28 protein-coding genes and 1 pseudogene are annotated in these 25,374 nt (G+C 69.4%); 13 read left to right on the top strand and 16 right to left on the bottom strand.

Annotation, left to right across the window (positions count from 1 at the left end; translation table 11 throughout):
• Window positions 1-38: 38 nt before the first annotated feature.
• The 5 genes and pseudogenes from AC07DS_RS17190 to AC07DS_RS17170 form a co-directional block, all read right to left on the bottom strand.
• A pseudogene (locus AC07DS_RS17190) lies at window positions 39-230 on the bottom strand (DUF5999 family protein); the annotation flags it as partial.
• Between the two features lie 155 nt (window positions 231-385).
• Window positions 386-688 (bottom strand): WhiB family transcriptional regulator, encoded by a 303-nt coding sequence (locus tag AC07DS_RS17185; protein ID WP_479146114.1) that lies wholly within the window; start codon window positions 686-688, stop codon window positions 386-388.
• Between the two features lie 189 nt (window positions 689-877).
• The gene (locus tag AC07DS_RS17180) at window positions 878-1,387 is read right to left on the bottom strand and encodes an ATP-binding protein (RefSeq protein WP_479146113.1); all 510 of its coding nucleotides are present in this window, start codon (window positions 1,385-1,387) and stop codon (window positions 878-880) included.
• A 342-nt stretch (window positions 1,388-1,729) separates the two neighbouring features.
• A complete protein-coding gene (locus AC07DS_RS17175; protein WP_479146111.1) occupies window positions 1,730-2,173 on the bottom strand; it encodes a hypothetical protein in 444 nt (147 codons plus the stop codon).
• A gap of 14 nt (window positions 2,174-2,187) precedes the next feature.
• Window positions 2,188-2,997, bottom strand: a complete 810-nt coding sequence (locus AC07DS_RS17170) for a hypothetical protein (protein ID WP_479146109.1) — start codon at window positions 2,995-2,997, stop codon at window positions 2,188-2,190.
• Between the two features lie 503 nt (window positions 2,998-3,500).
• Between AC07DS_RS17170 and AC07DS_RS17165 the strand changes: the two genes are divergently transcribed.
• The 4 genes from AC07DS_RS17165 to AC07DS_RS17150 all read left to right on the top strand — a co-directional run bounded on the left by AC07DS_RS17165 (window position 3,501) and on the right by AC07DS_RS17150 (window position 7,095).
• Window positions 3,501-4,256: a GntR family transcriptional regulator gene (locus AC07DS_RS17165; protein WP_399608298.1), complete on the top strand. Its 756-nt coding sequence runs from the start codon at window positions 3,501-3,503 to the stop codon at window positions 4,254-4,256.
• A gap of 315 nt (window positions 4,257-4,571) precedes the next feature.
• Entirely contained in the window at window positions 4,572-5,588 is a 1,017-nt protein-coding gene (locus AC07DS_RS17160) for a helix-turn-helix domain-containing protein (protein WP_479146107.1), read from the top strand.
• Window positions 5,585-6,175: a cysteine hydrolase family protein gene (locus tag AC07DS_RS17155; protein ID WP_479146275.1), complete on the top strand. Its 591-nt coding sequence runs from the start codon at window positions 5,585-5,587 to the stop codon at window positions 6,173-6,175. Before AC07DS_RS17160 ends, AC07DS_RS17155 begins: the two co-directional genes overlap by 4 nt.
• Window positions 6,172-7,095: an FAD-dependent oxidoreductase gene (locus tag AC07DS_RS17150; protein WP_479146105.1), complete on the top strand. Its 924-nt coding sequence runs from the start codon at window positions 6,172-6,174 to the stop codon at window positions 7,093-7,095. Before AC07DS_RS17155 ends, AC07DS_RS17150 begins: the two co-directional genes overlap by 4 nt.
• A 41-nt stretch (window positions 7,096-7,136) precedes the next feature.
• Here the strand turns inward: AC07DS_RS17150 and AC07DS_RS17145 are convergent, their stop codons facing one another.
• Window positions 7,137-7,778 (bottom strand): hypothetical protein, encoded by a 642-nt coding sequence (locus AC07DS_RS17145; protein ID WP_479146103.1) that lies wholly within the window; start codon window positions 7,776-7,778, stop codon window positions 7,137-7,139.
• Window positions 7,779-8,586: 808 nt separating this feature from the next.
• Here AC07DS_RS17145 and AC07DS_RS17140 point away from each other — a divergent pair.
• The 4 genes from AC07DS_RS17140 (at window position 8,587) to AC07DS_RS17125 (ending at window position 13,154) form a co-directional block, all read left to right on the top strand.
• Entirely contained in the window at window positions 8,587-10,995 is a 2,409-nt protein-coding gene (locus AC07DS_RS17140; RefSeq protein WP_479146101.1) for a hypothetical protein, read from the top strand.
• 155 nt (window positions 10,996-11,150) lie between these two features.
• On the top strand, window positions 11,151-12,026 hold the full coding sequence (locus AC07DS_RS17135; RefSeq protein WP_479146099.1) for a hypothetical protein: 876 nt from the start codon (window positions 11,151-11,153) through the stop codon (window positions 12,024-12,026).
• A 349-nt stretch (window positions 12,027-12,375) separates the two neighbouring features.
• Window positions 12,376-12,564, top strand: coding sequence for a DUF6233 domain-containing protein (locus tag AC07DS_RS17130; RefSeq protein WP_479146097.1), 189 nt, complete (start codon window positions 12,376-12,378; stop codon window positions 12,562-12,564).
• A 41-nt stretch (window positions 12,565-12,605) separates the two neighbouring features.
• The gene (locus AC07DS_RS17125; protein ID WP_479146095.1) at window positions 12,606-13,154 is read left to right on the top strand and encodes a hypothetical protein; all 549 of its coding nucleotides are present in this window, start codon (window positions 12,606-12,608) and stop codon (window positions 13,152-13,154) included.
• A 52-nt stretch (window positions 13,155-13,206) separates the two neighbouring features.
• On the opposite strand, the gene AC07DS_RS17120 is transcribed toward AC07DS_RS17125, so the two are convergent.
• The gene (locus AC07DS_RS17120; protein WP_479146093.1) at window positions 13,207-13,464 is read right to left on the bottom strand and encodes a hypothetical protein; all 258 of its coding nucleotides are present in this window, start codon (window positions 13,462-13,464) and stop codon (window positions 13,207-13,209) included.
• A gap of 229 nt (window positions 13,465-13,693) precedes the next feature.
• On the bottom strand, window positions 13,694-15,055 hold the full coding sequence (locus AC07DS_RS17115; protein ID WP_479146091.1) for a helix-turn-helix domain-containing protein: 1,362 nt from the start codon (window positions 15,053-15,055) through the stop codon (window positions 13,694-13,696).
• A 271-nt stretch (window positions 15,056-15,326) separates the two neighbouring features.
• On the opposite strand from AC07DS_RS17115, the gene AC07DS_RS17110 reads away from it, so the two are divergent.
• On the top strand, window positions 15,327-16,139 hold the full coding sequence (locus AC07DS_RS17110; protein WP_479146089.1) for a Scr1 family TA system antitoxin-like transcriptional regulator: 813 nt from the start codon (window positions 15,327-15,329) through the stop codon (window positions 16,137-16,139).
• A gap of 26 nt (window positions 16,140-16,165) precedes the next feature.
• Here AC07DS_RS17110 and AC07DS_RS17105 read toward each other — a convergent pair whose 3' ends face one another.
• From AC07DS_RS17105 to AC07DS_RS17080, 6 genes are read right to left on the bottom strand one after another with little or no spacing between them, the layout of a single operon-like run.
• Complete coding sequence (locus AC07DS_RS17105) at window positions 16,166-16,612, bottom strand: hypothetical protein (RefSeq protein WP_479146087.1); 447 nt, start codon at window positions 16,610-16,612, stop codon at window positions 16,166-16,168.
• A gap of 26 nt (window positions 16,613-16,638) precedes the next feature.
• Complete coding sequence (locus AC07DS_RS17100) at window positions 16,639-17,259, bottom strand: 2OG-Fe(II) oxygenase family protein (RefSeq protein WP_479146085.1); 621 nt, start codon at window positions 17,257-17,259, stop codon at window positions 16,639-16,641.
• The gene (locus tag AC07DS_RS17095; RefSeq protein WP_479146083.1) at window positions 17,256-18,029 is read right to left on the bottom strand and encodes an aKG-HExxH-type peptide beta-hydroxylase; all 774 of its coding nucleotides are present in this window, start codon (window positions 18,027-18,029) and stop codon (window positions 17,256-17,258) included. Before AC07DS_RS17095 ends, AC07DS_RS17100 begins: the two co-directional genes overlap by 4 nt.
• Window positions 17,936-18,688 carry a TfuA-like protein gene (locus AC07DS_RS17090; RefSeq protein ID WP_479146081.1) on the bottom strand — a complete coding sequence of 251 codons (753 nt, stop codon included), beginning with the start codon at window positions 18,686-18,688 and terminating at the stop codon, window positions 17,936-17,938. Before AC07DS_RS17090 ends, AC07DS_RS17095 begins: the two co-directional genes overlap by 94 nt.
• The gene (locus tag AC07DS_RS17085; protein WP_479146079.1) at window positions 18,685-19,890 is read right to left on the bottom strand and encodes a YcaO-like family protein; all 1,206 of its coding nucleotides are present in this window, start codon (window positions 19,888-19,890) and stop codon (window positions 18,685-18,687) included. The genes AC07DS_RS17090 and AC07DS_RS17085 overlap by 4 nt, the downstream gene beginning before the upstream one ends.
• Window positions 19,887-20,660, bottom strand: coding sequence for a hypothetical protein (locus AC07DS_RS17080; RefSeq protein ID WP_479146077.1), 774 nt, complete (start codon window positions 20,658-20,660; stop codon window positions 19,887-19,889). Before AC07DS_RS17080 ends, AC07DS_RS17085 begins: the two co-directional genes overlap by 4 nt.
• Window positions 20,661-20,880: 220 nt before the next feature.
• Here AC07DS_RS17080 and AC07DS_RS17075 point away from each other — a divergent pair, with 220 nt between their 5' ends.
• From AC07DS_RS17075 to AC07DS_RS17060, 4 genes are all read left to right on the top strand, one after another.
• Complete coding sequence (locus AC07DS_RS17075; protein WP_479146075.1) at window positions 20,881-21,210, top strand: hypothetical protein; 330 nt, start codon at window positions 20,881-20,883, stop codon at window positions 21,208-21,210.
• Between the two features lie 82 nt (window positions 21,211-21,292).
• Complete coding sequence (locus AC07DS_RS17070) at window positions 21,293-22,048, top strand: class I SAM-dependent methyltransferase (RefSeq protein WP_479146073.1); 756 nt, start codon at window positions 21,293-21,295, stop codon at window positions 22,046-22,048.
• On the top strand, window positions 22,045-22,650 hold the full coding sequence (locus tag AC07DS_RS17065; protein WP_479146071.1) for a putative 2OG-Fe(II) oxygenase: 606 nt from the start codon (window positions 22,045-22,047) through the stop codon (window positions 22,648-22,650). Before AC07DS_RS17070 ends, AC07DS_RS17065 begins: the two co-directional genes overlap by 4 nt.
• Window positions 22,647-23,231, top strand: a complete 585-nt coding sequence (locus AC07DS_RS17060; protein ID WP_479146069.1) for a 2OG-Fe(II) oxygenase family protein — start codon at window positions 22,647-22,649, stop codon at window positions 23,229-23,231. Before AC07DS_RS17065 ends, AC07DS_RS17060 begins: the two co-directional genes overlap by 4 nt.
• Here AC07DS_RS17060 and AC07DS_RS17055 read toward each other — a convergent pair whose 3' ends face one another.
• Together AC07DS_RS17055 and AC07DS_RS17050 are read right to left on the bottom strand one after the other, a co-directional pair.
• A complete protein-coding gene (locus AC07DS_RS17055; RefSeq protein WP_479146067.1) occupies window positions 23,232-24,500 on the bottom strand; it encodes an MFS transporter in 1,269 nt (422 codons plus the stop codon). It abuts the gene before it with no gap.
• Between the two features lie 126 nt (window positions 24,501-24,626).
• Window positions 24,627-25,274, bottom strand: coding sequence for a hypothetical protein (locus AC07DS_RS17050; RefSeq protein ID WP_479146065.1), 648 nt, complete (start codon window positions 25,272-25,274; stop codon window positions 24,627-24,629).
• Window positions 25,275-25,374: the final 100 nt, after the last annotated feature.

Raw genomic sequence — 25,374 nt, 5'->3', positions numbered from 1 at the left:
GAGGCCTGTTGCCCACCGACCGCGTTCTGGAAGGCGGGCGTGGGCCGGTGCGGGGCGATGATCTGCCCGTCGGGCAGCAGTTCGCCGGTGTCCTCGAAGAGGAGGAGTCCGTTGCACAGGAGGCTCCATCCCTGCTCCGGGTGGCTGGAGATGACGCGGGCGGCGTCACGGTCGGGGCTGCCGGCATGCGGGCAGAGCGGGGTGTGCTTGCACGGGGTGTTCGCGACCATCGGGATCTCCCTGGGGGTTTCGGAGGGGTGTGGGTCCGGGAGCGGCCGCACCGGGGTCTGGCGCGGCCTGGTCCCTGCGTTCTCCGCCGCCACCGGGCCAACGAGGGCTGGTCCGGTGGGGCCCGGGCAGCGCAGGGCTGCAGGTGGCGGGGCGGTCAGGCGCTGGCCTGGCGGGCACGGTTGCGGGCGGCGCGGCGCTTCATGGCGCGGCGCTCGTCCTCGCTGAGCCCGCCCCAGACGCCGGAGTCCTGGCCGGACTCGAGCGCCCACTGCAGGCACTGCTCCATGACGGGGCAGCGGCGGCACACGGCCTTCGCCTCCTCGATCTGCAGCAGCGCGGGACCGGTGTTGCCGATCGGGAAGAAGAGCTCGGGGTCCTCCGGCGAGCAAACGGCGCGCATACGCCAATCACCGTGGTCAGCCGTGCGAGTGTCCTCGGTACGCGACCAGTGCAGCATGGGATTCCTCCGTTGAGTCGATGGGAGCGCCGGCCAACAGGAGGCCAGCTCAAGAGGTTGGGGAACTTGCTGAGTCCGCTTGAGCGGATGGGGGGCGGGCGCGTGGTGATCTCCGGCCCCGTCGGGCGCGAGGGCAGCGCCGGAGGGAGCTGACCTTCCTCGCGCCCGCCCTCCCGTACAGCGGCGGTGCTACTCAGCTCGGCTGACGCGGCACCTGATCATCTTTGCGAAGGACGGCTCCGTCGACGGCTCGACGCTCCAGCCGTCGGTGAGCGCGTCGAGGATGCCCAGGCCCCGGCCTGACTCCGCCTCGGCGCTGTCCAGCGCGGCCTCACCGCGGCTCGGCTCCCCCGGGACGGTGTCGTGGACGATCACCTCGATGCCCGGCTGATCGGCGTGCACCTCGACGACCAGCGCCACGGCCTCGTTCGAGTTGCTCGCCCGAACCGCGTTGCCCATCAGCTCGGACACCACGAGTTCGGCGGACTCGGCAAGGCTCTGGTCGGTGCCGTACATCGACGGCGCCTCCCGGGTCAGCGCGCGAACACCGCTGACGGCCTCGCGGGACGCCGTCAGGTCAGCGCGGAAGCCGCGCTCGTACTCGTGGACCACCAGGCCCGGCACCGAATGGCGAAGCGACGGCCTCTCGTCCACGGCCACGGCGTGCAGGGTGCCGGTGCCGTAGACGGTGGCGGTCACCGCGTCCCACCCCTCTGGTCCAGCTCCCGGGCTCGGCGCAGCTCCTCGTCCTCCTGGCTCGAGTTCCCGTCCCCCCGTGCACTGATCGGCGGACGGGATGTCATCATGTTCTCCAGCAAGGTCGTGTTCCTCTCACGCGATGAACGACAAGCGACCGACAACGGCCCCGGGATGCGCCCCGGGGCCGTTCTCGTTGTTTGGTTTTCACGACTGGGTTGGCCTCCCCTGGCGGAGCCCAACCAAGCGGGACTGCTGACCTGAGAAGGTCCTGCTACCCCCTGCCATCGCCGCACGTCACACAGGCGGCGATCACAGGCAACGCAGGCCGTACGGTGCCAGGAATCAGAGGTGGACGCTTTCGCGCTGCTGGAAGGCGTCCTGCGCCTGCGCGAAGTGAAAGAGGATCGGCTCACCCGCCTCGCAGTACTGCTTGTTCTGGCAGGCCCCGCAGGCATTCACGTGCGCAGTGGCGACCCGGAAGCAGTCCATGTAGTCGAGGACCACCTGGTCCTTGAGTACTTCCGGCCGCGCCGTCTGGTTCAGCTCCAACCGCGTGACCGTGAACTCCCTGCCGGCCAGCTCCTTGAAAGTGTCCGCGGTGAGCCACTTGCCAAGGGCGCCCTTCCCGACCGGGAACTTGAGCGTGATCTCGCCGGTCGCCCAACGGTGAACGGTCGATTCGAAGTCCTTGGCCATTCCGGCCGGGAGCTCGAACGGGGTCTTCACCGTGGTCGGGAAGCTGACGTCGAGATCGAAGTCGTACGTGCCGGCTGCGACGATTTCCATGGAGCCCCTCCGTGTCATCGCGAGACGTGGATCGGTTCCAGCGGGACGCTGGTCTGGTTGTTCGGGGAGTCGGTGTCCGCCGGGCGCTGTGCGCGCTCGCGGTCGGTGCGCCGGACGGCGAGCTCCACGCGACGCCAGTCCGACGCCCGCCGGCGGGAGTTGCGGCGGTCGCGGCCGCGCTCCCAGCTCTGCTCTTCTCGCTGTTCGCGGACCTGCTGACACACCACGTCTTCGCGGGTCCGCTCCGTCCACGCCTTCCGCTCGGCCAGTTCTAAGCCCATCGGGCAGTACTGGCCCTTCTTGCAGTCGGCGCAGGCGACACGGTGACGGGTGACCGCCTGCAGCGCACGATCCAGCGCCGCCAATCCCGCACGGCCTGCCGCGCTTTGGGCCAGGGTCCGCGGCATCCGGCACCGCTTGCCGCCACTGCAGATCTTGCAGGCGGCCTGGTGCCGGGCGATCGCCTGCCGCGCACGTTCGAGCGGCGACATCTGCGCGGTGTGCGACATGCGGTGGATCGGCTGCCCCGCAGGAGGGGCCGGCTTGTGGAACTGCTGCTTGCTCCGGCGGGCACCGGCCTCAAGGGCACCCTCGACCAGAGCGGCACCCCACTCCTCGACGGACATGTCGAAGACGATGCGCCGCGCGCTTCCCAAGCACCGCTTCCCGGGCTGCGGGTAGTGCGGTGTCAGGAGACTGCGCTTGATCGAGTGCCAGCCCTCGCACTCCGGGCAACGGAGACTCGGAACCTCTCCTTCCCGGAGGTTGACGTGCTGGGGCCGGAAGTCGCTGAGCCGGTACGGGGGCAGCTTGCTGACACGCAAGACGAGCTCCTTGGCGGGGGAGTGACTGGGTTGCGTTCCCTGCCAACCAGGAGCCGTACAGCGGAACCCGCTGCTCGGATCGTGGAGGACAGGCAGCGCAACTGCTGTCGGGCTGCCCTGCTCAAACCCGCCGGGGGACATCGTGTCGACTCGGTGGTCGGTCACCCCGGCGCCGCATGTAAGCGATGTCGAGCAGGCTGCGCTATGCGGTTGGTCGTACGTCGGGATCGGGGACTCGCGTCCGTTCCCTATCGGCCCGCCTACGGCGGTTCCGGGTGGAGGTCCGGTCTCGAGACGGCGTCAACTCAGCGCGCCGAGACGGGAGTCCGGTCCTCCCCACTTCGATATCGAAGCTGCTTCCAGTAGAGGGTATGCTCACTATCGAAGTCAAGAGCTTCGATATCGAAATACGGCTAAGGGGTCACAGATCAGCGACCGGGGCCGCCACGACGCTGGGGCTAGACATCGAGGCGCCTAGGATCGCTAGCGAGGTGAGGAGTCGTATGGCGGATGAATCGGGCGACGAGCAGCCCAAGTACCTGCAGATCGCTGACGCCCTGAAGGCGGCGATCGAACTGGGCACGTATGGCCCTGGGGCCCGGTTGCCGGGGGAGAACGTCCTCGCGCCGCAGTACGGCGTGTCCCCGATGACCGCCCGCCGAGCACTCCGCATGCTCACGAGCCAAGGACTCGCCGAGTCCCGGAAGGGGGCCGGCTTCTTCGTTCAGGCCTTCCATCCCATCCGGCGACGAGGCATTCAGCGCCTGGCACGAGATCAGTGGGGGAGCGGCAAATCCATCTGGGCCGCAGACGAGAACCGACCGTTGGATGTCGACCAAGTAGCCGTTGAAGAGCTCATCCCCCCGGCTCACATCCAGCGCATGCTGGGGCTGGGAGACGAGGAAACCGCCTGCGCACGGTCGCGGCGCTACACGCTCGACAGACGTCCGGTCATGATCGCGACGTCGTACCTGCCGTACAGCCTTGTGGCAGGGTCGGCGATCACTCAGGCGGATACCGGGCCGGGTGGGGTGTACGCGCGACTCGCCGATCTTGGGCACGCCCCCGTGCACTTCCGCGAGGAGCTTCGAGGCCTTCTGCCTACGAGCAAAGAGGCAGCCGCCTTGGAAATGTCCCTCGAGCGTCCTGTGCTCAAGATCTGCAGGACGGCGTTCGCCGAGGACCAACGCGTGGTCGAGGTTAACGAGATGACACTCGATTCGGCTTCGTACGTCCTCGACTACGAGTTCGACGCCTGACGACATGGGGGCTACCGATCGATCGCTGAATGGCTGGTTCCGTTGCCAACTAGCTTCAGGCGCATGGACTGTGAGCGAGATGCCCCCGCGTAGCAGTGGTGTGGACTTAGCGTGGCAATACGGCCTCTGCTGCCTGTTCAAGGACCCGTCTGGGGGTGTGTAGTGATCGCTGTGGATCGGTGGACAGGTGAAGAGGGGCTGCTGCTGCGGTCAGTGAAACGCCAGTCCGTCCGCGATTTCGCTGACGACCTCGGCATCAGTCCCCGGACGGTCTCTCACTGGCGCGAAGCCCCAAGTCGCGAGTGCCGTCCCCATATGGCACAGATTCTCGACGCGGCGCTTGCCCGGTGCACGCCGGAAGAGCAGGAGGCGTTTCGCTTCCGGCTGGCGGCACAGCGTGGGGAACCTGTTAGTGCCACAGGGGCTGAGTTGGCCCAGCCAGCACCGTGCACCGTTGTCTCCTACAAGTTCCTGCCGGTGTACCTGGGGGAGCAGCTCGGATCGCTCTACGCTGCTGGTGCGCCCCGACCGTCGGGCCCGGGAGGCCTTGAGCAGCGGGTTCTGCCTGGTGAGCACCGGACGGCACACGCCTCCACAGTCCACGTCTTCGCATGCGGGATCGCGTTAGCGCTCGTGGAAGAGCACCAACGCGTCGAAACGCTGACCGAGTTGGCGTTGTGGAGATACAGGTCCTACCTGACGGATCGAGCCTGGGCCGGTCAGCGCATGACGCACCTGTTGGAGCAGCACAGCCCCGCCGGGGCGGCGGTTGGCCCCTCGCCGGACCCGGAGTACGTCCTGAGCGTGTACGAGTTGCGTGATCACTCGTGGACGAAGACGGGGCTCGATCCTGCCTTGCAGCTGCTGACGACGCCGTCGGTCCTTGTCAACCGGCAAGATCCGCAGAACATCCGGCCTCTCGGAGCCGGTGTTGAGGACGCGAAGTTCCGCGAGGGCTGGGCGCACCCGGAAGCGGTGGCCTTCGACGGTGGTACCTCGAGAGGAGTGGCCGGCTGGTCTGGGGTGTCCTATCACCCGCATCCCGACGAGCGTGCCCTGACGACGAGCCAGATCGTTGCCCTGGAGTTGGACGTCCAGGCGCTGTGGGCGCTGTCGTCGCACATCCTACGCATGATCGAAGAAGGGCAGGACCCGGTGATGCCCCCGGCGTACGGGTGGCGCTTCCTGCGCGGCGTGTACGTCCGGCTGACGACGGCGAGGCCGACGGAGACCGCCCAGCATCGGGTGATGCGCGAGGCGATCCTTGCCACGAGCGAACTTCCTGATCGGCTCCGCGCCGCCCAGGATGCACTGCGAGACAGCAACCCATAACAGACATATGGAAGGCGGACTGGGTGGAACCTCGTTCGACAGCGCTGCTGGTCATCGACGTACAGCAGGGCTTCGTCAACCGGCACAGCCGCAATGTTCTCCCCGCGATCGTGCGGCTCGTTGAGGGCTGGCAGGCAGTTGGTGCACCCGTGGTGTTCACCCGGTTCCACAACCAACCAGGTTCACCGTACGAAACGATCACCGGATGGACCCGGCTGCGCTCATCCGAGGAACAGGCTCTCGCCGCCGAGCTCGCTCCGTTCGCCAACGATGCGACCGCCGTCATCGACAAAGACCAGGCTTCCGTGTTTACACCCGAGGGAGCCAAGCTCATTCGGGATGCGGGATGGACCGACCTGGTGCTGTGCGGCATCGACACGGACGCATGCGTCTACGACTCGGCCAGAGACGCCTACCACAACGGGTTCCGGCCGTGGATCGTCACCGACGCCTGCGCCTCCACCGGCGGAGCCCAGTACCACGACGCGGCGCTCCTGATGGCAGCACGGAACATCAGCGCGAACCACCTGGTCACCAGCGAAACCGTCCTGTCCCGCATCAACGGACCCCAGGGAGCGTCCGCATGAATGCACGGTCATGCGACACCGACGTCCTCGTGGTCGGCGCCGGCCCGGCCGGGGTCGCGGCCGCGGTCATGGCAGCCAGCCTCAACCTCCGGACCACAGTGCTGGAGGCCGGACCCGTAGGGGGCAAGCTGCACCGAATCAGCGCCCTGGGGAACGTACCGGGCAACTGGACGACCGGCCCTCAGCTCGCCGAGGCACTAGCAGCGGACCTGGAACGCCTGCAGAAGGCAGGCCGCTGCACCGTCGAGCAAGGCCGAGCGGTGAAGGCCAGCGGACACAACGACCGAGCCGAACTCACCCTCGCCGACGGCCGCGTGCTCACTGCGGAAACCATCGTGGTCGCCACAGGCGTGACCGACCTCGAACCAACCGACGTGGGGTGGGTAACGGCTCCCGCCGAGCTCTCCGCTCCACCACTCTGGCGCGCCACTCCGCAACACCTCACAGGCCGAACGTACGTCCTCGGTGCTGATCGCCCACTCGGCACCTGGCTGCGAGCTCACCCGAATGTGACGACAACACTGCACGTCCTCTGCCCACCCACCGACAGATACAAGGCAGCCGAAGTCGAGGACGACCCTCGCGTACGACTTGTCCCCGTATCGCACGCCTCGATCACCAAGCCAGCGTACGGCGAGGGCTGGACGGTCGAGGTGAAGGGCCACGACGGGGCCAAAACGATCTACTCCGTCACATCAGTGCTCAACAATCTCGGGAACAAGCCAGCTGCACTGGCTGGGCTCGTCTCTGACGAGGACGGCTACTGCCGGCCGGACCAGCAGCACCGACGCATTCGAATCGCAGGCGACCTTCGGTCTGCGCGCTTCCAGCGCATAGCCACCGCACAAGGCTCGGGAGCCGAGGCCGTGCTCGCCTACTACTACGACACGGCACTGCCTGACGGAGGCGGGACTCGATGACACCGCCGAAGCGCTGGGTACCACGATGCCGCCATCAGCTGTCAGCGCGCCCCGACGGCGAACGGAACCACCAGGTGAGCCCCCGGGCCTCGGGGCGGCTCAGGCTCCTGGCTGGTGATGCCGGTTGGCCGGAGGGCGTTCAGGGCGGCGTTGAGCGTGGCCGAGCGGCGATTCCAGCGCTTCGGAGCAATCAACTTCAGCCTCGGCGCGTCGGACGGGGGCATGACCTGGCTCCTGCAGTCGATCACTGGGACGAGCCCGAGGTTATGGGTGAAAAGCAGGACAGGCTTCTTCGCGACGAGCGAGCGGAGTTCGAGGCGGGCTACGGGACCGAGGACGTGGACGCGGCTGCCGAGGCGCTTAGGCCGGCCGATGACGACGAGGCCGTCGAGCTGGTCCGCAAGGGTGTCCCAGTCGTAGGAGCCTTCCTCGAAGGCCGAGCGGTAGTGGAGAAGTTCGACGCCCTCGGGCAGGTCCTCCGTGATGCGCTTCAGCCAGCGCTGCCAGTTGGAGTTGTTGACGGTCTTGGGGCTGGCGCTGACGTAGACCCGAACCGGCGTATCGGAGTCGCGGTCTGCGGCGATGCGGTTCATGGCCGCGATGTAGCGGCGCTGCTGCTCAGGGCGAGCGAAGGTCTCCACATCGAGGGGATCGTCGTGCCTAGGCTTCTGCGTCGCATGCATACCGCTCATGATGCACGCGCGGTGCCCTGCGTGTGGAGCGGGGCAGGTCATTGACTGATTCTGGTGACCCGTCAGGAGTCGCTCACCCATTGGCGACACGAGCGGTACCGGGGTGTCTTTGTGGGATCTCAGGGCGGTACCGTGTCCCTGAATAAGATCCATATAGACATGGTTAAGCCCCGCGAGGTGGTGCTCCGGGGCACGGCCGCAGACCTATCTAGGGAAGGTCTCGACATGGAGCAGGGTACCCGTACCCTCCGACAGGCACACACCAAGGCACCCGCCGTGGCAGCGATGACTCGTACGTCGCTCCGGCTGGGTGCCTTCGTTGACTTCCCGCGCCGACCCGGCTGCGGGTACACCTCCGCCCCGGAAGGGGGCGAGATGTCGTAGTTGTTTGCGGCGGCGCCCGTTGAACGGGTCTTCGAGCCGCCGGGACGCCCGGCCACCCAGGTGATTAGCGGTCACCTCGGCTGATGGCGTCCCATCTGCCACCGGGTGGGCTTAGCGGGCCCTCCCGAAGGTTCTGTCCTTCCGGTTAGCGGCCGGTCGAACAGTTCGATCTTGGTTCTGCAGCGAACCACGAAGTGCCAAAGAGGCCTTCGTTATGCCCACCTCAATGTCGAAGCGAGGCATGACTCATGTTGCAGCATCGTGCTGCCCTTTGTCAGCCCATCCATGCCCGGTTGGCGCACTTTGTGCCGTCTATCCGGTCACAGTTTCCCTTTCAGTCGGCCACTTCGCCATGCCGGCGGGCTGGTACGGCGGAAGGCGGGGAGCGAGTTGCGCGGTTCGTCAGGGTGTCCACGTGAGCGACGTCGCGGCTCCCGCCGCCCGCCGCCGGTCGTCGCGACGTCGTTGGCTGCACTCGGTGCCGGAGATGCCGGGGCCGGCCGTGAGGCGCGGTCCGGGGCATCCTCTGGCGCTCGGTCAGGATGCGCGTGCTCGGTTTGCGGCCGCCGTGCGGACGCTGCTGGACAGTCCGGGCCTTGAAGAGGCGACGGACGCGGTGCAGCTGGCGGTGGTGGTGCTGGCTGCGCGTACGCCGTCCGAGACCGGCGTGGTGGAGATTCGGGCTCGTGAGCTGGGCCGGTGGCTGGGGCTGTCGGCGTCCAGGGTTCGGCACGCCGTCGTGCCGGGCCTGCGGCGTTCCGGTGTGGTGGACGTAGACACGCTGACGGGCAAGTTCGGCGAGGACTGGGGCCTGACTTGCCGTGTGCTTCCGATGTGGGAGGCACAGAACAAGGTCGGGCACCCGTTGCGGTTGACGAAGCCGGAGCTCGCCACCCTGCTGCGGCTGATGGAGGCCTTGATGGCGCCGGGCTGGGTGCACCGGGATGGACGGGTGACGCCGACCGGGCTGCTGGGGGCCCGTACGGGGCATGGTGCGGCGACGGACCGGCTGGCCCTGCTGCTGCTGGTGCTGGAGGCGGCGGAGACGGGACGGGTGCGGCTTTGCGGTGGCCGGGTCAACAAGCGCTACGGCCGACCGGCAGCGACTCTGGCCCGGCTACTGGGGAGCTCGCTGTCGCAGGCGGAGCGGGTGTTGGCGCGGCTGGAGGGCACCGGACTGGTGGAGCGTCCGCGGCGGCAGACTGTGTCCGGCATGCGACAGGCGGCGCGGCTGGTGGTGCCGGCGGTTGCGGCCGCGCACGGCAGCCGCCAGGGGAGCACGGATGCTGCTGATGGCTATGTTGGTGACCTCTCAGGTACGGCATGGCCTAGTGAGGACTCTCCGCCGCCGACGAAACCGCAGGTCAACGAGGTACGCGAGCGCTGCGGGACTGATCAGGGAGACCTCGCGACTACGGCATCCCTTCACGCTGATCACTCTTCTGTGGCTGAGGTGCCTTCTGAAGTTGCTGATGGTCTTGGGTTTTCCGGCTACGCCGATTCGGGGTCCTGTGGTCAGCCGGAGAGCGTGTACGCGCACGAGGACCAGGCCGCGGTTGCCTCGTCCCACCGGGCGCTTGGTAGGGATGGCCCGCTTTGCGGGGAAAACCGGGGAGATAGTCCGGGTGGGGGATTGCCGACGGAGGGCTCGGCCAGCCGTTCGCGGCTGACGGTCGTGGATGGTGCTGGTGGACAGCAGCAACGGCAGCGGGTGGCTGACCTTGGCGATCTTCGTTTGCAGGTCGCTTTGGCTCCGGTGGCCTACCTGTGGAGGCAGCTCCTCGGGGGTCAGCAGGCTGTGGCCGTTCGCGCTGTTGAGCGGGCTCTTGGGGCTCTGTCCGGGATCGTGGACCCGAAAGCAGCACCGCGCGTGCTCGCGGCCCGGCTCACCGATCGGCTGGAGGAGGTCGGGGGCGAGGCCCTGGTGCGCGATCCGATGGGCTGGCTGCTCGGTCGGGGCCTGGTCCAGCGCCCTGCCTGCCCCGACCTGAGGTGTGACGACGGCATCCGCCTGGACACCGGCACCGATTGCCCGACCTGCGGAACCATCGTCCACACGCGGCGTGCACTGCGGGCCCGGGTTGCAGCCGGGGTCGAGGCCGAGATGCCGTACGGCGATCCGGCTGTGTGCCGGGCCGAGGCCGAGCGGCGCCTGCGCGAGGAAACCGTCCTCGAGGAGCAGCGGGCGCAGGTCCGCCGGGCCCGGGCAGAGCTTGAGGTTGAGCAACGTCAGCAGGCGATCGCGCGGCGCCGTGCCCTTGAGGAGGATGCGGAGTTGGCCCGTAGGCAAGCGCCGTGTGCGGGCTGCGGGCTGCCCGAATCCGCAGGCTTGTGCCCGGTGTGCTCCTACCGGCGGCGTACCGAGGAGCTGGTGCGGGAGGCAGTTGACTTGGCGGTCGTCGTGCGAGCTGACCTCTTGGACGCGGCCGCAGTCGACGAGCTCACCCGGCAGTGCGAGTCGGACACCCGCGCCCTGCTGGCGGCGGCGTGCGAGCGGGCCTGTGGTCCGGACGCCGATCCGGCGTGGGCAGCGTTCACTGCGCCGCAGGTCGCGCAGCAGATCCGGGACGAGCGGCGCGCGGCCGCGCTGCGTCGACTGCTCGAGGCGCAGGAGGCGGTGACGGAGGCTGATGCGGCGTACGAGGCGTGCCTTCGGCGCCGGGGCCGAGGCGCCGAGGCTGCTGCCGACGAAGCCGCTGACGCGGCGGGCCGCCGTACCGCCGAATTCCTCCTCCGCCAGCGCCTGGGCGAACTGCATGCCGCCCGCCAGCGCGCGGCCGCGGCACCTTCCCGCGCAGGCGGGGTGTCGGTGGATGCGGCGTGACCATGGGGTCGGTGCGCAGCAACGGTGGCGCGGCTGGTGACATCGCCGTCGGTGCCGCCGTCGCTGGTGGCTAATCCCGGAGCGCTTGAGGGTCCAGCGGCTCTATCGTCTCGGCCATGGATTCAGAGCAGTTGAGAAGTTCATCTTAAAGATGGATGAATGCGGCGCTGGCGGCCTTTGTCGAGGGGCCTGAGAGCTACGACTTCGCCGTTCACCACGCCGGAGTCGGTACAGAGCACCTGCTCAAGGCATACCTCGCTGGAATCCATCCGGCTCTGATCGTCGACGGCCGGCACTTCGACTCATTGCTCCACGCCACGGGCCTGGGCTCCCACGCAGCTCCCCTGACCAAGGTCAAGACCATCGGCCTCGCTGAAGCCCATGAGCGAGTTCTGAGGCTCCTTCCCCGGAAGATCCCGATCGACAAGAAGGCCCTCGAGCCCCTGGCGGACGCCCGCAATGGGGTTGCCCACAGCGCGATACACGACGCGGCACAAGCTGAAGAGGTATTCACGGTCTGCTTGCGCCTCGTCGACCCAGTTCTCGAAGAACTGAAAGTCGATCCGAACGGCTACTGGGGCCCCTACCGCGTCCTGCACGACAAGCTGGTCGATGAGCAGGTGCGACAGGAACGCGTCGCGGCGGAAGCCCTACTGGTCAAGGCCCGTTCGTTGTTCGAACAGCGCTTCGGGCACATGGCACACAACGAGCGTGATGTGGTTCTGGCGGCAATCACCAGTCAGCCGATGATCACCATGAGCCGGGAAGCACCAAGGGAGTGCCCGGCCTGCGGTTCTCAGGGGTGGGTGGCTGGCGAAGTGAAGGTCGTCCACGTCCACGGCGGCAGTGTCGGCCCGGAGGAGCTTTACCTCGACCCCTATGGGTTTCACTGCGCAGCCTGCGACCTCGAAGTGGGCAGCAAACTTCTTATGCACTTGGGTGACCTGGACCAGATCATCTTCTTGGATGACGACCCCTACGAATACGTCGGTGACGAACCGCCGGTTGACGAAGACGTCTACAGAGGCTGATAAGCCAGCTCTCCTCAGTATCCGAGCCCAGGCGGACGGGCGGGAGCCTGCTCGCTGAGCTGTGAGCGTGGTGGCATCACCGTGCACCGGCCGAGCCAGCAGTGAGCGGGGTTCGCGCCAGCGTGGTCCGTGGCGGGCGCCCGCTCTACCTGTCTCGGGCCGGTGCACGTTCTGGGCCCGGACTGACTGGTGCCGACCCTGGCGACCGCACCGTCGGGCGGGGGATCCGGGGCGGGCGGACGCGCTCGCTCAGCAGGTTGCCCGGGTACTTCCGCCGTACCCGCCACCTGGCATCAGCCCAGCGGAGCTGGAGCGGGACAGGCGGGCTGCGGCGCGGGCGTACGCGGAGATGCGGTGGAAACTCGAGCCGACCCGGGAAGGCCAGCGCACGGTGCTGCATCGGGGCGGGTGCAGCATCTGGAAAGGCGAGGTCGGCTACCTCGAGCGTGAGGAAGTCCTGCTGGCCCTGGAGGACGACAAGATCACGGTGGAGATGTGCGGGGTGTGCAACCCGGAACCGGGATTGCGCGGGCAGTGAGTCGATTCTTAGCACCCCCCTTGCTTTTTGGTCTTAGGGGGGTGCTAAGTTTCTCGTGTCGGGAGGGCGAACCCCCCGACCAGCCCAAGGGGGAAAAGCACCGCTTCGCCGTCCTCGCCAACGAGCCGGCCGAGTACGACTGGCAGGACACCGACTCCTTCGACGAGGCCCTGGCCCTGTACGAGGAGACCGTCCAGGCGACCGCGGCCGGCATCGGCGACGAGTACGAGGAGCACGAGGACGAGGAGACCGGCGAATGGGTCGTGGGTGACCGCAAGGCGCCGTTCAAGTTCACCGACGTTCCCGGCGTGTACGGCTACGAGGACGGCGCCGAGGAGGTCGGCAACGCGCAGGGCCGCATGCTGGAGGCGCAGTGGGCCACCGAGGAGGCCGAGGGCGCGCAGCGGATCGCGGAGGAGAAGACCCGGGCCCGGCAGATCGCCTACGCCCGTGCCGTCGACGAGTTCGGTCGCGGTGGGAACGCGGTCTTGGCCCGACGTGTGGGGCTGAGCGAGCCCACCGTCAAGACCATCGCCGACAAGGGACGAGCGCTGCTGGCTAACCAGGCCGCGACCGAGGGGGGCAAGTGACGACCGCCCAGACTTCACGTTTGCCTGGCCGGTCACAGCTTGGATCGTACGTCTACGTGATCCCGGCGGCCTCGGGCGTGGGCGGCAGGGAACGCAGCAGGACGTCGACCGCCTCCGCGGCGGTACCCGGAAGATGGGACCGAAGCGCCTCGCTGGTACGCGCGATGCGCGCCTTCAGCTCCAACCGCGGCAGATCGGCGAGCACCTCGCGCGTGAACGCCTGAGCGTCGAAGCGGGGGCAGACTGCCTGCACCTCGTCGCCGATCCTGGTGATGCGCGCGGGGCTGATCGCATGTTCCTTCTCCGCCATGCCGGAACCCTAGTGACAGCGCGCAGCCGACCCGCGCAATTCGGCTGCGACGGCTCCGGAAACGAACGGGGTGATGCCCGGTCCTAGCGGATGGAGGGGGCGGTACACCAGCCGCTGGCGGCGGGAGCTGTTGCAGGGCGAGGTGGTGTGGAGGTCGTGGGGTCGGCGGCCGCGGCGCCTGGCCGTCGAGTCCTGCTCGTAGCCCCGTTTACAGGGCCGGTTGTCGTAGTCAGGCTCGAGACGCGAGTCGCTCTGTCAGAGCCTGACCTTCTGGACTGTTCGATAGCCGAGGCAGGCGGGCGCGGATGTTGGTGATCCCATTGTTGATGCGCACGGACTGCACGCCTTCCGCGCAGTCGAGAAAGCTGTGCCAGGACGCGAGGGCTTCGCTGGTGTTCCCGCGTTTGTGCTGGACGTGGCCGAGATCTGCGAGGACGATCGCGCGCGTGCGGCGTCTATCGAGGCCGTACGTCTCGAGCGCTTGGTGGAGATGGGCTTCTGCAGCGGCCAGATTACCCATCCGAGCGTGGATCATGCCCGCCTCGTGCGCCCACCGGCCGTGGCTGTAATGGCTGGCCCAGGACTCGCCCGGCTTCACTGGTGCATTCTCGATCGCCTTCTCGGCTGCTTTCAGCAGATTTGCGGCGCGGGTGCGGTCACCGTCGGCGGCGGCTGCCCGCGCGTAAGTGTTGCGGTAGTAGGCGAGGGCCTTGGGGTTGTCCAGCTTGCGACCGCGCTGTTCGCAGGCCTCGGCGAGCCGTACGGCGACGGGCGTGTGGCCCAGGTCAATGGCCTGGTCGGCCAGGCCGCGTAAGGCAGTGGCGGCGAGTTCATGCTCGCCGGCCTCCGTTGCGAGCCGGTAGCTGTAGAGGTGGTAGCGCTGGCACAGACCGTCGAGACCTTCGTCCCGGGCCATCCACCCGATTAACTGGACCAACTGGCTGGTCGCGGCAAAGAGTTCACGCCCCACTGGATCTGTGTACCTGCCGTCGAGCCAGCGCCGTACGTCGATGGTGAGGTAGCGCACGGCGAGGTGGCGGGCGTGACCGCCGCCGGTTTCGGAGGCGGCGTTCCCCAGCTCGGTGGTCATGGTCCGGACGGCAGCGACCTCGCCCATGCCGACCGCGACAGGCCCGGGCCGGTTCACACGGCGGGTGAGTGCCTCGGCGTCGGGCAGGTCGAGCGCGGCGAGGCCGATTGCCGCCGACGCCGTCAGAAACTGCCGTCGATCCACGTCCGCGCCTCCCAGATGCATGACTGAGGCCACGGTATCGCCGAGCGCCTGCTGGTTCCCATCGGACGAATCGGGTCCTGCCGGTCCGTCCGGGCTGCCGGGGGTAGGAGTGCCCTGCTCGCGCCCGGGGCGTGCGTCCGCGCTCGCGCCGTCGGCGGTGAGTCCAAGCAGCGCCCCGGGGATGGACAGGCCTGCGGCGATGCGGCCGAGAACGTCCAGGCTCGTGGCCTGGCGAAGGTGTCGTTCGAAGGCCGAGACGTCGGACTGGCTGAGTCCGGTCAGGCTGCCCAGCTGTGTCTGGCTCGCACCGGTGTGCTGTCGGAAGAACCGGAACAGCGCGCCGGCGTCACGCTTCACCAGGGCCTGTGCGATCTCGGGACGGTGCCAAAGACCCTCAGGAACCGTTAATCGGGTGGGGACGCTGGGCCGCACGGTGACCCCCTCAGCGGGGCGGACGACATGGCGCACTCAGCGTAGAACGATCGTTGACGTTCTGTCAGCGATACGTGCTCGTCCTATAGGGCCTTCGTCTGGAATCGGCCGCAGCGCGCCTCGACCCTGGCTGGGCAGGACAGCCGCCCGGCGCTGCGGGCGGCGGCCGCCGATGGTACGGAGGGTCGCGTTGTCCGTGGTCCACGACATCCAGCCGAGCGCGACGGTCTCGCGTCTCCTGCTCGGCCACGAGCTCCACCAGTTGCGCGCCGAGCGTCGGCTGACGCTCCACATGGTCGCGAGTGCGCTCTATCTGAGCGTGTCGAAGCTGTCTCGGATCGAAACGGGACGTCACCGGGCCGCGCTGGCGGACACCAACCGGCTGATTGACTTCTACGACGCGCCTCCCGCCGCACGTGAACGGGTGCCGCAATTGGCTGTACAGGCCATGGGCCGCAGCAGCTACCACTCCTTCGCCGACGTCACCGACGCCGCTCTGCGCGACTACCTTGACATGGAGCCCTCGGGGCTCACGGCCGTGTACGCGCCAGGCGTGATCCCGGCAGTCCTGCGCACCCGCCGCTACGCCGGCGAGTTGCTCGCCACGGCAGGGGAGGCGGAACGCGAGCGGAGGCTGTGGCTGCTGGCCCTGCGCCAGCAGCGCTTTGCCCAGCTTGTCCCAAGGCCCGTGCGGGTGCTGCTGGGAGAGAGCGCTCTGAACAGCCCGATCGGTGGCCCCGAGGTGATGCGCGAGCAGGAAGCGCGGCTGCGTGAGGCCGAGAGCCTCGGGGCCAAGGTCGCTGTTCTGCCCTCGGCCGTGGCAGCGCGGGTGGCGCCCGGCGGGGCGTTCGCACTGGTGGTGCTCGGCGAGGCCCTCCTCACCATGACGGTCACGGAAGAGCCTGGCGGGACCCTCCGGCTCGCCCCGGACCGTGATGGCCGGACGGCGGGCCGGTTCGAACGCCTGTGGCACGCGGCCACGGCCGACTCGGCTGGTGTGGCCGCGTAGGGGATCGTCCATCCGTCGGGAGCGTTTCACGCCGAGTCCGCGGCCAGAACGGTGCGGTGCTCGTCGAGGTGTACGGGGGCGATCTGCCAGGCCAGCCAGCCCGGGACGAGTACGAGGGTGCCGGGGACGGTGGGCACGGTGACGGGACGGCCCCAGGGCAGGCCGGGCAGGCCGACATTGGCGGCGCCGGCCCGTGGGTCGTGGAGGATCAGCGCTCCTGACGCCTCGGCGGTGGCGTGGGCGAGGGCGTCGAGGACGACGAGGGCGAACCACGTTCCGGTGCCGTGGCGGAGGGCAGCGTGGAATCCGCCGTCCCATTTCTCGGTTCGCCAGGTCCACGGCACGTCCCGGCCGGGATGCCCGGCAGGCAGGAGAACGGGGAGCTGAGTGGGATCGTCGGCGAGACGGGCCAGGTCGCCCTCGGCGAGCAGGGCGGTGTGAACGGGGGTCGGCCACAAGCCGGTGATGGACATGGGCACTCCTTCAGCTCGGAACGAGATCAGCCGCGGTGGAAGCCGACGTTGAAGGCGATGACGACGCGCTCCGCGTCACCCTGGTAGGGCGTGACCCAGTGCCGCAGCCACGCGGGGAAGGCGACCAGCAGCCCGGGCTCCGGGGCGATCGTGTGCAGGGGCGTGCGTTCGGTCTCGCGGACGGACGCGGCGGGACGCGGGTCAACGAACTGCAGGAGCCCGGTGCCCTGTTGCATCTTTCCGGTGGAGACGTAGTAGACCCCGGACCAAGCGGCATCGTGATGGCTGTGGAGCTGGTGGAGGCCACCGGGACGGTAGACGACGGCCCACGCCTCGGCGATCATCGGCGCGTCCTGGCCGGTCGAGTCGTGGCCGGCGCCGACGTGGTCGTTGAGCGCGCAGGCGGCCTCGGTGATCCAGTTGCGGAGCTGGTCGATGGCGGGGTGCTGCCAGCGCAGCACGTCGGAGGAGGTCTTGTTGGCGTTCTTCACACCCACCTGGGAGATCGGTGAGGTATGGGTGTGGTCGAGGATGAGCGTGCGCAGGGCGTCGTTGACGTCCGGGCCGTCGTCGACGCTGCGGGTGTACAGGGGCGTGTGCCAGAACGCGCCGCACGGGGGTGCGGTGGGGGTGGGGGCGGGGGTCATGGGGTAGCCTCCAGGATCCGGTCGGCGAGGGCGTGTCCGTCGGCGGTGAAGTAGGGGCGGTTGTCAGCGATGAGCTCGCGGCAGCCGCGGGTGTAGGCGGCAAGGTGCGCGAGGCGTCGGTCGCGGACGGGGCCGGGTACGTCGAGGAGTGGCCACAAGCGGGCGAGGCCGCAGGTGACGTGGGCGGCGCCGAGGAGTTCGGCGGGGCTTCGGTCGCTGGTGCCCGAGGGCAGCGTGACCCGCTGGGTGCAGCCGGGCTGCTGCAGCGGGGTGAGCTCCTCGCACAAGTAGAGCCACTGGTGGAAGGTCTCGTGCAGGGTCTGTTCCGCGAGGACGGCCGGATCGTCGAAGGCGGCGTCGGCGAACAGGATGTGCTGGGGCCAGGCGAAGCAGGAGGCGCTGACGCTGGCGCGGCCGGCCGGCATCGGGAGATAGGTGAGGGGCAGCGCCCGCAGGAGAGAAGCCCAGGGAGGAACGACGTGAGCGATGACATCCACCGTGGCCCGGATTGCCGCCTGTTGCTCGGAGGTGAGGGTGCCCGTGGGCAGGGGGCGGGGTAGGTCGAGGGCGCGGATCTGCAGGGCCTCGCCGGGCTCGAGAACGGCTGCGAGGTCGTCGGGGCGGGGAGCGCGGTGCGGGCCGTCGCGTCGGGCGAGCCGGACGCAGGCCACGGCTGTCAGCAGGCGCTGCGGGGCGTGATCGTCGTCGAGGAAGGGCCAGCCGCCGCAGTGGGCGGGCACGAACGGGACGGTGTGGGTGCCTGTGTCCATGGGCGCTCCATGAGGTAGTCGCGCAGGTCCTGGGTTTTCACACGCAGACCCGGCAGGCGGGGAAGATGCGCGCGGGCCGCCGCGGCCGCCGCGTCGCCGGCGGTCGTACGGACGGCGTCGATGAAGGCGGGCTGCGACCGGTCGCCGAACCATCGGCCCGCCAGGAGGCGGATGGTCTCGGCGGCCTGGTCCCGCTCGAGGACCTCGGTCTGGGTGAGGTGCTCGGCGAAGGCGCGCAGGTCGACCAGTGCCTCGGTGATGGGCCGGTAGTCGGGGGCGGGGCCGTGCAGGAGCGCGACTTCGTCGTCGGGCGCCTCGATGGTCAGCAGATGCGTGAAGACCTGCCCGTAGCCGGTCATGCCGTGGGGGTGGAGTTCAGCGGCGCGCAGGGCGCCGATCGAGCCGAGTCCCGCCACGGTCCATCCGGCGGCCAGGGCGTCGAGGAGCTCGCGGTGTCCGACGGCGGGCACATCGTCGTAGCGCCCGTCGACCAGGACGATGTGGCCGGGCGGTTCGCCGGTGACAAGCGCGTGAATGTGCCCGCGCCGGGCCGGTGGCCGCAGCTGGACATCGTCTTGGTGCAGAAGCTCCGCAGGCAGGCCGTGCCCGGTGGGTCCGACGTACAACTGGACCAGCGCGTCGCCAGGTGGTCGGGTCATCGGTGGCTCCTGGCGTGCTCGACGAGGCGGCGGCCGAACCGGCGGGTGAGGGGGGTGAAGTGCTCGGCATGGGCGACCACGACGCGCACCACGTGGAAGGGAGCCGCGAGTGGCGCGAAGTCGTGCACGCCGACCGGCCCGAGACCGGCGGCCTCGGTCGTGGTGAGAAGGTCCTCCAGCAGCGCCTTCGGGGACCGGACGCCGAGCTCGGACGCGCTCGGCGGAAACGAGCTGGCCGGCTCGGCGCGGTCGTAGCGCTCGAGCAACTGGGCCCGGCAGGCCGCCCGCTGGTCAGCGCTCATCGCCGCGTAGGTGGCGTAGCTGTCTGTCAGGTCGTCCCGCGCGCCCTGGATGTAGGTCAGGCGGGACTGGGCGGCTTCGGACAGGGCCCGCACGGCGGCGATCTCCGGCAGAGGGTGAAAACCGTTACCGCCGTTGCAGTACAGGGGGTGCGCGCGGTCGGGGTCGTCTATCAGGCAGGCCATGTAGTGCCCGCCGTAGGCCGGGAGCCAGCGCAGCCACACGCCAAGGCCCGCCCGGCGGATCTGCTCGTACAGCTGGGCGGGGCCAGGCGGCAGGGTGTCGGGGGCGATGAGGCGGGTGGTGTCGGCGACGCTCATCAGCGAGGTGAGATCGCGTTCGAGGACCTCGCACAGTCCGTGCAGGACGGCTTCGGTACGGCTGTTGCCCGAGGCGAGCCCGGTGGTCGTGGAGCCGAACAAGCCGCTGCTCGCCTCCGGGGGGCAGGGCGTGAGGACGAGCTCGGCGGGGGCAGTGAATTCCCGTTGCCCGTCGGGGGACGCCACGCTGATCCACGCGAGTGGCTCGTCGATGTCGACGGCACGGTCCGGCCTGGGGCACCAGGCGCCGAGTTTCACGCCGTTCTCGGCGGTGATGGTCCGCGGGGAGGCCCAGCGCAGGGGAGTGGAAGGGCCGCAGAGTTCGGCAACCGCCTGTTCGACGGCTTCCAGCATCGCGCCGGCCTGTGCCTCAAGCCGGTGGCGGCCCTTGCCGGCGGTCACGACCACGATGGCGGCGTGCGGGCGCACAGCGCTGAATACGGGGATGCCGATCCGGTCCAGCCACGTGGTCTCCGCCACGCGGGTCACACCCAGGCGGCGCGCCACGGGCCACGCACGCGCGCACGTGTCGGCCGCCGCGACGTCGCGCACGCTGCTGCTGAGCACCACCGCGCTGCTCACTGTCCCTCCCGCGCAGTCGTCCAGGACGGCAGGAGCGGGTGCGGACGCAGCGGGACTTCGGCGAACCAGGGATGCCCGGTGAGCGGGGCGTCGTCGAGGCCGAGGACGACGAAGCCAGTGCCGCTGCGCCGCCCGGTCTGCAGGCACGGCAGCGGGTAGTCGGCCTCGACGTGGCCCACGAACATCCGCTCCAGGTCGGGAAGAGTGTCGGCGACGAGCTGCGGCCCGCAGTTCCGACCGTCGTAGGTGTCGTAGCCGAAGCGCGGGTGCCCGATCGCGAAGTCGTCGATGACGCCCACCGCGCAGTGCAGGGCGCCGAGTTCCGCCGCGAGCGGCCAGGCGGGCCCCCAGTGGGCGTCCAGGAAAACCAAGGGACGCTGCATCCCCGACAGGAACCCGGGCAGCAGATCGGCTGAGTCGCCGTGGCGGACGTCGACGCCTGGGAACGCAGCCAGCCGGTCGCGTGCGAACGCGGCCCGTGCCGCGTCGATGTCACAGGCGCGCACGGGCAGGTGGGGATATGCGCGGGCGAAGAATTCCGTGGTGTCCCCGAGGTGGCAGCCGCTCTCCACGACCCCGTCGCACTCGTAGTGGCTGATCAGGACCTGGATCTGCAGGGCCGTCGTCACGTCGAAGCCGAGTGGGCCGCCGCCGCCCGCGAGACGGTCGAGGCCGCCGGCGCGCGCAGTGCCGTAGAAGGCCCGGAGCAGCTGCGCTACCGCCTGGTCATCCGGCAGCCGCGGTAGGTGCGTGGTGCGGGTCGCAGGCATGAACACGCCTCCCTCTCCCCGGCCGCGAGCGGACCGGGCACCCACCGAGCATCACCCGCCCCGGCCCCGGGGTGGAGTCCCAGCGCCCCAGACGCAATTGCACGTCCGCCCGGCAAAATGCATCAAATGCATTGCTACAGGGGGGAATTGTGTCTGGGCTACGCCGGGCAGCGGCCCTACGGTCACCGCATCCACCCCCACTGAGCAGAGGGAGGCAGGCATGGACGGACCGCAGCAAGAGGCGGTGACCCGATACACCACCCCCGAGGAACGAGCGAACATCTCGGGGATCGCGCTCAACACCGCCGACGTCGAGCACGTCATGGACCTGGTGAAGAAGGGCCTCGTCGGCGCGGCCGCGATGCACGAGGGCGCCGTCCAGGAGGACATGGCTCTCACCGCCAACGTGACCGTCACCCTGACCCGCGGCGGGATCGCCGACGACGACGGCAAGGTCGGAGAGCTCGTCGGCACCGAGGAGGTCGGCGGGACGATCCGCGCCTGCAAGCAGTTCCTCGACCCCGAGCTCGCCCCGAAGACCGACGGCTGACCACCACCGGCCAGTGTGCCCGGGCCTGCCGGCCCGGGCACCACGCCCGCTTCGACGAGAGAACACTCTCCTGGGAGGCCTTGTGACCGACTTTCGTGCACTTCAGCAGCAGTTGTGGGACCGGTGGGCGACCCATTACAACGACGAACACGAAGGACGCGATCCGGGCCCGGCCGCCGACTTCCTCGCGTCACTCGCTGGTGGCGGTACAGCGTTGGAGCTCGCCGTCGGCACCGGCCGCATCGCCCTCGCCCTGGCGGACCGCGGCGTGAAGGTCGTCGGCCTCGACACCTCGCCCGCGATGCTCGAAGAGCTGCACCGCCACCGCGGCGGCCGGGCCGTCGAGACTCAGCTCGGTGACATGGCGGAACTCGACACGGGCGGGCAACGGTTCCCGCTCATCTACGTGGCTTTCTCCAGCTTCTTCTTCCTCATGACCCAGCCTCGGCAGGCAGCGTGCCTAGCACGCGTCGCGCAGACTCTGGCACCGGGCGGACGCTTCGTCATCGAGGCGACCGTTCCTCGTGCCCCCGGACTCCTTGCCGGCCGCCAGCAGCTCGCTATCCGCGACCTGGCCGACACCCACCTGGCCCTGTCGGCCCACACCCACGACCCCATCGAACAGATCATCCGCTTCCAGGAAATCCGCTTCGACCAGAACGGCACCCGACTCCTCCCGGTCACCCTGCGCTACGTCCACCTGTCCGAACTGGACCTGCTCGCCGCAGCCGCCGGACTAACCCTCACTGACCGGTACGCCGACTGGCACCACACTCCGCTCGCCGTCACCTCCACCCAGCACATCTCCGTCTACACCCACGCCGGAGAGCTGGCATGAGCGCGCTGACAGCATCGCTGGACACATGGCGAGTACGCGGCGCACCCCAGCAGCTGTGGCCCACCCGGCTCTACCAGCGCACTACGCCCACCGGCCCGGACACCCACACGCTCGCCCAGCAGATCCTTGCCCGCGAGCAGAGCGACCCCTCGCTGTCCCTCGGCGTGCAGAACGCCCGCAAGTCCGCTCCCGACATCCTGAGTTGGGACCTGCCGGCCATCGCCGCGCTCAACGACTGGATCAAGGCCGCGGCCCTCGCCGTCACCGACGCCGGCCCCGACACCCCCCTGACCCTGTCCGGCTGGGCCGTCCACTACAGGCACGGCGGATTCCACGAGGCGCACGCCCATCACGACAGCGCCGTCTCCGGCGTCTACTACCTGCACACCGACGTCCGCCCGAGCGGAGCCCTGGAACTCTTCGACCCCCGCCCTGCCCGCCTCGCCACCACGCCCCCCGACGACGCCATGCTGCAGCATGTCCAACCCCACCCAGGCCTGCTGATCGCATTTCCCTCCTGGCTGCGCCACGCCGTCGCCCCCCACACCGCCCGAACCCCACGGCTCTGCATCGCCTTCAACGTCACCGTGGAGCGGCCATGACCACCGTGCACGCGTTACCCGTCCCCGCCGACCAGGCCGCAGTCGACGACCTGTGGAGCACGCCCGTCTGGCTCGGCACGATCCAGCCGGTCCTCGACCACGACCAGCTGCGCGCCCAGATGCACCGCACCGGCCACGGCTCCCGGGACATCGATCTCCAAGGCATCCTCGACGTCGCCCAAGCCCGATCGGCGTTCACCGCGCTCGCGCACACCGCGCTCCCCCACGAGGCTGCCGGCGAGGTACGGGTGTCCGCGCAGATCTGGGGCACAGACCACCGCATTCCCCTCGCCTACGGACACGCGGCCTGGACCGCCTGGTGCTACCTGGCCGTCGACGGCCAGCCACCGCACGACCGGTCCGGCGCCCTGTGCCTGCACGACCCGCGCGCGGGCTGCGACACCGCCAGCGTGCCGGGACTCCCCTGGGGGAGGGCAGTCACCCTCAAAGCGCAGGCAGGCCTCACTGTGCTCGCCCCCGGCTGGCTCGCGCACTCGGTCCTGCCGGTGAGTCCCGGTCACACCCTCGCCGTCCTCACCGCCCGGGCCGACAGCAAGCCGACGGCCTGCACTCCGCCGTGATCAGGCGGCGCCCGCGGTGACCGGCGCGGTCTCCTGCTGCGGGCGCGGATCACCGGGCAGGGTGCGGATATCCCGGGATGCCAGCGCGCAACCCACGGCCGCCAGAACGAACAGCGCACTGGCGAACGCCACCCGGCCCGGGCCGAACGTCGAGGCGAGCGGACCTACGGCTGCGAGCGCCACCGGCGCCACCGCCAGACAGCCCAGCAGGTCGATGGAGGACACGCGGGAGATCGCGTCGTCGGGGACCTCACGCTGCAGGCAGGTCCGCCACATCACCATCGTCACGTCCCACATCACCCCGTACGCGGCCGCGCCCACCAGCACCACCAGCAGCGGAGCCTGAAGCGACAGCAGGAGCGCCGGCAGAGCAGCGCCCGCCGTGCACAGCGTCGCCACCAGCATCGGGCGGGCCGGGCGCAGCTTCGCTGCCCACCCAGCACCGCCGACCTGCCCCGCGACCTGAGCCACCATGACCAGTGACCACGCCCACGCCCCGCCCAGGTAGACCTTGGCGAGCATGGGGCCCAGCAGGCCCGCCACCGAGTTGACCACCGCGATCACGATGGTGAGCTGGCTTGTGGTCACCCACAGCCACTCGTGGCGCACGAACTCTTGCCAGCCCTCGCGCAGATCGTGCACCGCCGACGTCTTGTAGCGCACCGGCCGGTCGGGGGTGGAACGGCCCAGGATGCCGAACAGGAGGGCGCAGGCGGCGAATGAGACCGCGTCCAAGGCGAGGGCGATGGCGGGGCCGGCCACGCTGACGACGACGCCGGCGAGCATCATGCCCATCAGGCGGGCCGTGTTGACGGACACCTTCAGCAGCGCATTGGCCTGCTGCCGCTGGCCTTGATCCTGGACCACGTCCACGACGACGCCCTCGAGGGCCGGGGAGAACAGGCCCCTGGTCACCCCGCCGAGCGCCGCGAGGAGCGCGATCCACACCACCGGCCCGCCCTGGGCGAACATGAGAGCCAGGGCCGCCCAGATGGCGGCGGCCGCCGTCTCGGTCACGCAGACGAGACGGAAGCGGCTGCGGACGCGGTCTCCGAGGACACCGCCCCACAGCACGAACGCCAGCTGGGGCAGAGCCTGGCAGGCCAGTACCAGCGACAGGTCCCCCGGCGACGCGCCGGGTAGCGCCAGGACTCCGAAGCTCAGCGCGATCGGTCCGAAACTGGACCCGAGAACCGAGACGAAGCGAGCCGACGCGAGCAGCCGGAAACGTGGCTGGGACAGGAGTGCAGAGCTGGTACCTGAGAGCACCCGGGGACCCTATCGACGCGGCCTCCAGGCCCGCCCGGGAATGACGGGAATTCAGCCAAAGGAGAGTGTTCCGTGAGCCCTGCTGAAGACGAGCGACCGCCGTTGTAGGTGCGTCCCAGTGCGCGGTCACTGCCCGTCGAACAAGGTCCCCTGCACGGGAGCCGTAGGCAGGTACTCGGCCTCGACCGGCGGTGGCCGCTTGCCCACAAGATCGTCAATCTGGCGCAAGGTTGCCCACCGGCCGGCGGTCACGCCCTGCGCCATGGCCCGCCGGCAGATCTCGGAAGTGGCCCAGACCGCCTGGGTGAGCGGCGCCTGCCGGCCCGGGAGCTCCACACCGAGAGCAGATGCCAGCGCGGACTCCGAGGGTTCGGCCACCGAGGGACAGGCGATCTGCGCAAGGCGCAGGGCGTCCCAGATCACCTGGGACGCCAACCTCGGACAGGACGCCCGGTGAACGCGGAAGATCCCCGCCTCGACCTGGCCGAGACGGGCCACAACCACGTGCGGATCAGCCGTCAGCCTCCGCTCAACAGCCGCGAGCGCGTCCGCCGCCGACTCCACCCACACCACGGAGGAGCGTTCCGATACAGGAGCCGACGGTGACTGCGGCGCAGGGCCCACGCGTGCGTGCACACGCCATTGGGGCGCCCAGCCCTCACCCTGCACGGCGAGCGCCGCGACACCGGTCACGTCGAACTGCCCGGCTTGGCGAGCGAGTTCCAGGCCCACGACGACGAACCTGCACGCGGTGTGCTCACGATCCATCCGCACCCCGCCACCGTATCGAGGTTGCAGCCTCCGCCGCCCGGAAACACCGGCACAGGGAACCAGATTGGCCGCGGGCGATCGCAGAACCGCAGTAGCTGACAGT

Source organism: Streptomyces sp. NPDC044064, from assembly GCF_056434245.1.
The sequence above is the reverse complement of the archived record's forward strand: the minus strand, read 5'-3'. Positions and strand labels throughout refer to the sequence as shown.